Origin of the sequence: Castellaniella sp., from assembly GCF_034007085.1 — a bacterium.
In the GTDB taxonomy this organism is placed as follows: Bacteria; Pseudomonadota; Gammaproteobacteria; order Burkholderiales; family Burkholderiaceae_B; genus Castellaniella.
The window spans coordinates 1-6,633 of sequence record NZ_JAVERO010000120.1 but is presented as its reverse complement, the minus strand read 5'-3'; the positions used below and the strand labels follow the sequence as shown (position 1 = coordinate 6,633).

Annotated in this window: 8 protein-coding genes; 3 read left to right on the top strand and 5 right to left on the bottom strand. The window is 66.0% G+C overall.

Features of this window, described 5'->3' with window-relative positions; translation table 11 throughout:
- Together RBR29_RS09780 and RBR29_RS09775 are read left to right on the top strand one after the other, a co-directional pair.
- The coding region (locus RBR29_RS09780) for a MurR/RpiR family transcriptional regulator (RefSeq protein ID WP_320348903.1) at positions 1-811 on the top strand (811 nt) is incomplete at its 5' end.
- Positions 808-1,842, top strand: a complete 1,035-nt coding sequence (locus RBR29_RS09775; RefSeq protein ID WP_320348902.1) for a C45 family peptidase — start codon at positions 808-810, stop codon at positions 1,840-1,842. The genes RBR29_RS09780 and RBR29_RS09775, both read left to right, overlap by 4 nt.
- 21 nt (positions 1,843-1,863) lie before the next feature.
- Here RBR29_RS09775 and RBR29_RS09770 read toward each other — a convergent pair whose 3' ends face one another.
- The 5 genes from RBR29_RS09770 to RBR29_RS09750 form a co-directional block, all read right to left on the bottom strand.
- Positions 1,864-2,655, bottom strand: a complete 792-nt coding sequence (locus RBR29_RS09770; RefSeq protein ID WP_320348901.1) for an enoyl-CoA hydratase — start codon at positions 2,653-2,655, stop codon at positions 1,864-1,866.
- Entirely contained in the window at positions 2,621-3,316 is a 696-nt protein-coding gene (lipB, locus tag RBR29_RS09765; RefSeq protein ID WP_320348904.1) for a lipoyl(octanoyl) transferase LipB, read from the bottom strand. The genes RBR29_RS09770 and lipB overlap by 35 nt, the downstream gene beginning before the upstream one ends.
- Positions 3,317-3,334: 18 nt before the next feature.
- Positions 3,335-3,610 (bottom strand): DUF493 family protein, encoded by a 276-nt coding sequence (locus RBR29_RS09760; RefSeq protein WP_320348899.1) that lies wholly within the window; start codon positions 3,608-3,610, stop codon positions 3,335-3,337.
- A gap of 7 nt (positions 3,611-3,617) precedes the next feature.
- A complete protein-coding gene (locus RBR29_RS09755) occupies positions 3,618-4,856 on the bottom strand; it encodes a D-alanyl-D-alanine carboxypeptidase family protein (RefSeq protein ID WP_320348898.1) in 1,239 nt (412 codons plus the stop codon).
- 125 nt (positions 4,857-4,981) lie between these two features.
- The gene (locus tag RBR29_RS09750; RefSeq protein WP_320348896.1) at positions 4,982-5,626 is read right to left on the bottom strand and encodes an alpha/beta hydrolase; all 645 of its coding nucleotides are present in this window, start codon (positions 5,624-5,626) and stop codon (positions 4,982-4,984) included.
- Between the two features lie 48 nt (positions 5,627-5,674).
- Here RBR29_RS09750 and RBR29_RS09745 point away from each other — a divergent pair, with 48 nt between their 5' ends.
- On the top strand, positions 5,675-6,547 hold the full coding sequence (locus RBR29_RS09745) for a biotin--[acetyl-CoA-carboxylase] ligase (protein ID WP_320348895.1): 873 nt from the start codon (positions 5,675-5,677) through the stop codon (positions 6,545-6,547).
- Positions 6,548-6,633: the final 86 nt, after the last annotated feature.

The window sequence follows — 6,633 nt, the reverse complement described above, 5'->3', positions numbered from 1 at the left end:
TCCGGACCTCAGCCCCCAGTTCCAGGTGGGCGCCCGCTACCTGATCGACCACCCGACCCAGGTATCGACCCTGTCGGCCCGCAAACTGGCCGCCCTGGCCGGGGTGCAACCAGCCACACTGGTCCGGCTGGCCCAGCACCTGGGCTATCCGGGCTGGGATGCCCTGAAGACCGTATTCACCCAGGAACTCCATCCTGCGGGGGCCTACGCAGCACGCGCGCGCGCTCTGGTCCATCACCCGGAATCCGACCAGGACACCTGGCAGACCGCCATCCACCGGCAGATCCTCAACCTGCAGGCGCTGGAACCCGCCAACCAGGCCGCCATGACCCAGGCGGTGGCGCTGCTGGCCGATGCCCGGCGCATCGTGATCGCCGGATTCCGGTCCTGCTACCCGGCCGCCTTCAGCCTGCGCTACCTGTGCAGCCTGTTTCGCCCGGATGTGTATCTGCTGCACAACACCGGCGGCACCCTGAGCCTGGACACGCACCGCCTCCAACCCGAAGACACGGCCGTCCTGATCGGTTACGCACCCTATTCCCGCGAGACCATCGAACTGGCCGAAGCCCTGCGTCCCCAAGGCTGCCGCACGCTGGCCCTGTGCGACAGCCAGCTCGCGCCCATGGCGCTGCACGCCGACTGCACCTTGACCTTTTCCACTCAGGGGCATTCCTTCTTCCCAAGCACCGTCGCCATCCAGGCCCTGGTCGAAATGCTGGCGCGTCAACTGCTCGTTCACCATGGGGAACACGCCCTGGCCGAACTGGGCCGCACCGAAACGCTTCTTCACACCACGGGAGCCTACCGATGAATGACCGCACTTCCCGCCGACTCGAACTGGCTCCAGTCCAGGCCCATGGATCCCACCGGAACATCGGCCTTGCCCTGGGGCGCTGGGGGGCCGAAGCCTGCCATCGCCACCTGATCCACTCGGACGCCTGGGCCCAGGTCGCCGCCTGCCGCAGCCGACCGGAAATCCCGCGCATGCGCGCGCTGCTGCGCCATGCCTTTCCCTGGATCGAGGACGAACTGGCCGGCCTGGCCGAAGGGCTGGAACTGCCTCTGGACGATGTGTTTCTATGGAATTGCCGAGGCGATCTGTGGGCTCTGGCACCCGACGGCTGCACCACGGTGCTGGCACCGCAGCGCCTGAGCCACAACGAGGACGGCGATCCCGGCTTTGCCGGATTCTGCGGTCTGGCCGAGGTGCGCCCGGACGGCGCCCCCGCCTTCGCCTCCTTCGTCTACCCAGGGTCGCTGCCGGGCCACACCTTCGCGGTCAATGCAGCGGGCCTGGCCATGACGGTCAACAACATCCGCGCCCGCCAGGCAGCAGCTGGCCTGCCGCGCATGGCCCTGACCCGCGCACTGCTGGCGGTGAAATCGGCTGACGAAGCGGTCTCGGTCCTGCAGGCGCATCCGCGCATGGGTGCCTTTCACCTGGGCCTGGGGCAGGCGGGAGCCACCCAGACCTGGAGCGTGGAATTCAGCCAGCTGGCCGTGTCCGTCCATCCCGTGACGCACACGTCGGCGGTGCATGCCAACCATGCGCTGCATGACGCGCAAGCGGAATTGCCGCAGATCATCACGGATTCATCCGCGCATCGCCAGTCACGCGGCGAGGCCCTGCTGGCACAGGGCGCGCAGGCCCTGGCGATCCTGTCCGATACGGGAGACGCGGCCGAACCGATCCTGCGCCAATCCCCCAGCGACACCGACCAGGAAAACACCCTGGCCACTGCCGACATCGATCTGTCCGGAACCACCGCCCGCTGGGCAGTGTACGCCCCCGGCGCAGCCACGCCGCATCACCGCTTCGAAGGCCTGCACCGCCTGACCTAGTGTCCTGGCAGGACACCAGGATCAGCAATGCCGCCACTGCGGCGGACGTTTCTGCATGAAGGCATCGATGCCTTCGATCACGTCTTCGGACAGCATGTTTTCTGCCATGACGCCGGCGGCATAATCATAGGCCTGGTCCAGGGGCAGGCCCCGCTGCCGGTAGACCATGGCCTTGCCGGCACGCACCGCGACGGCACTTTTTGCCAGGATGGCATCGACCAGCCCCTGCACGGCCCGGTCCAGATCGGCGTCGGGCACGGCATGATTGACCAGCCCGCGTTCAACTGCCTGGCGGGCGCTGATGAACTGCCCCGTCACCAGCATCTCGAAGGCGTTCTTCATGGACACATTGCGCGTCAGCGCCACCGCCGGCGTCGCGCAGAACAGGCCGACATTGATGCCCGAGACGGCCAGCCGCGCGCTGTCGGCCGCCACGGCCAGATCGCAACTGGCCACCAACTGGCACCCGGCAGCCGTTGCCGTGCCATGAATCCGTGCAATCACCGGGACGGGACAGTGCACGATGGACTGCATCAGCCGGCCGCACCGGTCGAACAGCGCCCGGTAGTAGGTCCGATCCCCCGCATGGCTGCGCATCTGTTTCAGATCATGGCCGGCGCAAAAAGCGCGGCCGTTGGCGGCCAGCACCACGACTCGCAGGTCGGCATCGTCCCGGCAGGCATCAAAATGCGCCTGCAGCGCCGCCAGCATCTCCTCGGACAAGGCATTGAACTGATCGGGCCGGTTCAGCGTCAGGGTCAGCACCCCATCGCGGCGCTCATGCAGCACCGGTTCGTTCGAGGCTTGTGTCATGTGTGTCTCCTGAGTGTCCAGCGGCCAGCCAGGCCGCCGTAAAAATTTCCGCCAGCCGGTTCCCTGTCGGGACCAGATCGGCCGCGATTCCACAGGCCTGCAGATCGACCGTCTGCAGGCCTTCATAGCCGCAGGGGTTGATGCCCAGGAAGGGATCGAGGTCCATGGCGACATTCAAGGCCACGCCATGATAGGCACGGCCATTGCGGATCTTGACCCCCAGCGCGGCGATCTTGGCCAGTGCGTCTCCCTGGGGCTGGCACAGCGACGACTGGGGCACATAGATACCAGGCGCGCCTGGCTTGCGGCAAGCCCCAGCCACCCCCAGTTCGGCCAGCAGATCCAGCACGGCCTGTTCGAGCAAGGCGACGAATTCCCGGACGAAGACGCCGCGACGGCGCAGGTCCACCAGCGTATAGAGCACCACCTGGCCCGGGCCATGGTAGGTGACCTGTCCGCCCCGATTGCAATGCACCACCGGAATGCCATGGGGATTCAGGATGTGTTCCGGCTTGCCCGCCTGACCCAGGGTGTAGACCGGCGCGTGTTCCACCAGCCAGAGTTCGTCGGGCGTGCCGTCATCGCGCCTTTCCGTGAAGTCCTGCATGGCCTGCCAGACCGGCAGGTAGGATGCGGGACGGGCCAGCCAGCGCGACTGCATGTCCATGGCCAGTCCGCGCTACAGCACCACGGACACCATCTCGTGCCCATGCAGGGCGCGGTACAGATCGTCCATCTGCTCACGCGAAGTGACACGCACCGTCAAGGTCAGGCCCAGGTAATTGCCGCTGGAACTGGGGCGGATTTCGATGGTGGCCGGGTCGAAACCAGGATCGAACCCCAGCACCACCTCGGCCATGGCACGCGCGAAATCCTCGTGCGCGCGCCCCATGACCTTGATCGGAAAGTCACAGGGATAGGTGATCAGCGAATCTTCGGGACGGATGGGTTTCATGCCGTCATTATTCGAACAACAGGCGGATCTTGTCCAGCAACCTGCCGAAGAACCCGGCCTGGTCCACGGCCTGCAACACCACCAACGGCCGCTGCTCGATTTCCTGGCCATCCAGGCTGATCACCAGCGTGCCAGCCTGGGCGTGCTCGGCCAGGGGCGCCATCAGTGGCTGGGTGTAGCGGGCCTCGGTCTTGATGTCATCGGCGCGGCCACGCGGCACCGTCACCCACAGATCATCGGACAGGCCCAGTTCGGCGGTCTCGGAAGTGCCTTCCCAGACCCGTGCAGACACGGCCGGCTTGCCCTTGTCCAGCAGCTTGACCGTGTCGAAGTTCTTGAAGCTCCAGTTCAGAAGCTTCAGGCTGCTTTCAGTGCGCGCGGCATCGCTGGCCGCGCCGACCAGCACCGAGACGACGCGACGACCATCGCGCAGTGCCGTGGCCACCAGGCAATAGCCGGCCGACTGGGTATGGCCGGTCTTCAGGCCATCGACCGTGGGATCCGCCCACAGCAGGCGGTTACGGTTGCTTTGCTTGATTTTGTTGTAAGTGAATTCCTTCTGGCTGTCGTAATGCCGGTACTGCGGAAACCGCTGAACCAGCGCCCGCGCCAGGATTCCCAGGTCCTCGACCGTGGTCATGTGATCCGGGTCGGGCAGACCGGGGGCATTCGTGAAATGCGTGTGTTTCATGCCCAGGGCCTTGGCCTGCTGGTTCATGAGCGCGACAAAGGCCGATTCACTGCCGGCAACGGCTTCGGCCAGCGCCACGGTCGCATCGTTGCCCGACTGCACCAGCATGCCCTGCAACAGTTCATCCACTGACACGTCGGTGTTGGGATCGATGAACATGCGCGAGCCTTCGGTTTTCCAGGCTTTCTCGGAAACATGGACCTTCTGGTCCAGTTTCAGGCGGCCGCCTTCCAGTGCCTCGAAGATCACGTAGGCGGACATCAGCTTGGTCAGGGATGCCGGCTCGACGGCTTCCTGGGGATTCTGGGCTGCAATGATCTGACCGCTGGTGGCATCCAGCGTCAACCAGGCCTTGGCCCCCAGGGTCGGGGCTGGAATATTGGTCAGATTGCTGACCATGTCGACCCCGGCCTGGGCCTGCCCGGCTGCGGACTCGGCAGCCGGCCCGGATGCTGCCTGCGACCAGGCCGCGCCGGACATCAGCAGCAAGCAGGCCAGTACCAGGGGGGCCACGCAGGCGCGACGAAAAAGCGAGGAGAAAGCATTCATGGGCATGGGCGGCGTCACGTGAAAAAAACGACAAGCGCCCATTATAGGCAGCGAGAAAAACCGCCTCGCCGTCATGGCCCAGGCAATTCGAGACAAAACGCAAGCAACTGAAACCGCATACCCCCGGCGCGCTACAGTCCAGCCAGGCCGGCCTGGACGATCTGCCGCAGGATCAGCAGCTTGCCATGGAAGAAATGGCCGGCATCCGGCACGACCGTCATGGGCAGCTGATGCGCCCGGGCGAAATCCATGCCCTCGGACAAGGGCACGACCTCGTCGTGTTCGCCGTGGATCATGATCGTGCCAGGCGGCATGGCCAGGGGCCGGTGACGAAAGCGTTCGACCGCGCAGCCGATCAACATCAGGCGGGCCGGCAGCGGCAGACCGCGATCCGCCAGGTCGGCATACAGCTGCGCGGCCACTGCCGAACCAAACGAAAAACCCGCCAGCACCCAGGGTCCCGAGGCCGCCTGCGGCCAGGTCTGGAAAACGTGTTCGACGACCGCCAGCATATCGGCGGTTTCGCCGCGCGCCCCATCGAAGGTGCCTGCGGATGCACCCACGCCCCGGAAATTGGGCCGGATGGCCAGCAGGCCATGCTGCACGCAGGCGCGCGATACGGTGGTGACGACCTTGTTATCGCGGGTGCCACCATGCAACGGATGTGGATGCAGAGCCAGCGCCCACCCGGACGGCACATCGACCGGATGATCCACCGTGAGATCGATCAGTCCGACCGGACCCTGGCATGTGGCTTGTTCTGTGCGTAAACTCATGGCTGCGCGCCCCTGTCCCTGTCTGTTGCAGACCCCAATTCTACCCATATGACCGGCTCATCCCACGAATCCGCCAGCGCCCTGCCGCACCCGGCGGCCATGGCCAGCGCCCTGCGCGAGGCCCTGCCGCAATTCCGTCAGGTGGACTGGCTCGAACAGACCGGCTCGACCAACGCCGACCTGCTGGCCCGCGCGCGCCACGCCGACGGCCCCCCGGACCGTCCCTGGCTGCTGGGCACGCATCTGCAATCCCAGGGACGCGGACGCGCCGGACGCACCTGGCAGAATCGCATCGGCGCCAACCTGATGTTTTCCTGCGCCTTTGACGTCTTCCTGCCGGCCCGCCAGCTACCGGCTCTGGCCCCTCTGATCGGAATGGTCACCTGCCAGGCCCTGCGCACACGCCTCGCCCCGCGCTGCCGTCCACGCCTGACCATGAAATGGCCCAACGACCTGCTCTGGGACCAGGCCAAGCTGGCCGGCATCCTGATCGAATCCACCCGATCGGGCACCGCGCAGGCGGCCGACCATCATCTCATCATCATCGGCATGGGCCTGAACCTGGAAGACGCCCGCGCCCTGTCGCAATCCCTGGATCGGCGTATCGCGGACTGGGCCGAAATCGTCACCGACGACCCTACCGCCGCCCATTTCACCGCAACCGATCTGGCAGCCTGCGCGGCCCGGTCCTGGTACGACGCACTGAACCACGCCACGGCGCACGGCTTTGCCGATCTGCCCGCCCGCTACGCGGAAGTCGACGGGCTGGTCGGCCGCATGCTGGACGTACTCGACGATGGCCACCTGCGGCACACCGGCGCGGCTGTCGGCATCGATACCGACGGCCGCCTGCTGCTGCGCAATGTCGATGGAACCCAGGCCATCTCGATCGGCGAGATCTCTGTGCGGCTGCAACGATGATCCTGCTGATCGACGCCGGCAACACACGAGTCAAGATCGCCTGGCTGGCACCAGGCGCATCTGGACGCAGCATGCCCCCCCTGATC

Bases quoted from the DNA above. Each gene is read 5' to 3' on its own strand.
- RBR29_RS09775 (WP_320348902.1), top strand. From the start codon at position 808: ATGAATGACCGCACTTCCCGCCGACTCGAACTGGCTCCAGTCCAGGCC.
- RBR29_RS09770 (WP_320348901.1), bottom strand. From the start codon at position 2,655: ATGACACAAGCCTCGAACGAACCGGTGCTGCATGAGCGCCGCGATGGG.
- lipB (WP_320348904.1), bottom strand. From the start codon at position 3,316: ATGCAGTCGCGCTGGCTGGCCCGTCCCGCATCCTACCTGCCGGTCTGG.
- RBR29_RS09760 (WP_320348899.1), bottom strand. From the start codon at position 3,610: ATGAAACCCATCCGTCCCGAAGATTCGCTGATCACCTATCCCTGTGAC.
- RBR29_RS09755 (WP_320348898.1), bottom strand. From the start codon at position 4,856: ATGCCCATGAATGCTTTCTCCTCGCTTTTTCGTCGCGCCTGCGTGGCC.
- RBR29_RS09750 (WP_320348896.1), bottom strand. From the start codon at position 5,626: ATGAGTTTACGCACAGAACAAGCCACATGCCAGGGTCCGGTCGGACTG.
- RBR29_RS09745 (WP_320348895.1), top strand. From the start codon at position 5,675: ATGACCGGCTCATCCCACGAATCCGCCAGCGCCCTGCCGCACCCGGCG.